Origin of the sequence: Pseudoflavonifractor capillosus (genome assembly GCF_016899775.1) — a bacterium.
Lineage (GTDB): Bacteria > Bacillota > Clostridia > Oscillospirales > Oscillospiraceae > Lawsonibacter.
On the sequence record NZ_JACJJE010000131.1, the window covers coordinates 1 to 1,431 of the forward strand.

At 53.5% G+C, this 1,431-nt stretch carries 1 protein-coding gene and 1 pseudogene; both read left to right on the top strand.

The features are described from left to right. Window positions 1-1,186, top strand: a 1,186-nt coding sequence (locus H6B31_RS16600; RefSeq protein ID WP_204899512.1) for a leucine-rich repeat domain-containing protein, incomplete at its 5' end; no start/stop codon positions are given. Window positions 1,187-1,225: 39 nt separating this feature from the next. After that, window positions 1,226-1,431: pseudogene (locus H6B31_RS16605) on the top strand (protein kinase domain-containing protein); the annotation flags it as partial.

Sequence of the window (1,431 nt, forward strand, 5' to 3'; positions counted from 1 at the left end):
GGCGGTGATTGCGGTGGCCGTGGGCTTTGGGATCGCCATCGGCGGGAACTCCAGCGGTTCCGGAGGGGAGAAAGGCGGCGGGAACCCCATCGCGGAAGCCCTGGCCCCCACGGTGACCATCGGCGGGGAGGAGTACAGCACGGCCCTGACAGAACTGGACCTGTCGGACAGAGGCCTGACTAACGAGGACATTCAAGGTCTGGAAAAGATGACCAACCTCACCCGGCTTTCGTTGGATGGGAACCGGGATATCACAGATTTGTCGCCTTTGTCCCAGCTCACCAATTTGAAAGATTTGAATCTTTCAAATACAGGCGCGACAGACCTATCTCCTCTGGCCGGTTTAACGAACCTGACAAAACTGAATATTGCCAATCCAGATATCTCCGATTTGTCTCCACTCTCAAATCTGACAAATCTGACCACGCTCTATTTAGACGACGGAAGCCTGACCAGCAGTAAAATCCTCGATCTCTCGCCTCTGTCCAGCTTGGTGAATATGGAGCAGCTGTATATCCCGCCGACCCCCAACTATACGGACTTCTCGCCCCTTTCCAGTATGACCAAGCTTCGGGAATTGACCATGATGGGGACACGGCATACAGGGAGCAACAGCATAACAAGTCTTTCCTTTTTAACGAATATGTCCCAATTGGAGCGGCTTGGAATCGTAGTAGAGAGTGCGGACCTGTCTCCGATCGCCGGGCTGACCCAGCTGCGGGAAGTGGAGCTGAATGGCGCACTTTATGCCGAAGATACCAGTATTTTTCGGGACCTCACCAATATGGAATCGTTAGAACTGCACACGTCTAACGAGAGTCCATTCAACGCGAAAGATATGTCTGATTTTTCCGGAATGAAGCATCTGCGCCGCCTTGAGATCTCGATCAATGAGCTGACCAGTCTGACCGGACTGGAAGGGTTGACTGAGATGGAAACGCTTAGGATCTACACACGCACAAATACCAAAACAGAAACCATTACTACACTGGAGCCGTTGTCCGGCATGTCAAAGCTGCGGGAATTGACCTTGTGGGCCGGTACGACCGCAAATATTCAAAGTCCGCCCCTTGATCTAAGCACCCTGCGCAATTTGACGTCTTTGGAATACGTCCATTTGTTCCCCTCTACTCGGGTCCGAGACCAATCGTCCCTGTCCCATGTGCCCACAGTCGAGTTCGACTGAGGGGAAGCATGACTAAGAGTTGAACGGAGGAAGTGTATCGTGTCAATCACAAATAGAATTTTTTGTTATAACTGCTTCCAGGAGCGAGACAGCCTGGACGACCCGTGTCCCCACTGCGGCTTCGACCTGGCGGAGAATGAGAAGAAGTACCCGGTGGCCCTGCGGGCCGGGACCGTTCTGAATGACCGGTACATCGTGGGTCGGGTGCTGGGTCAGGGCGGCTTCGGCATCACATACCTGGCCTG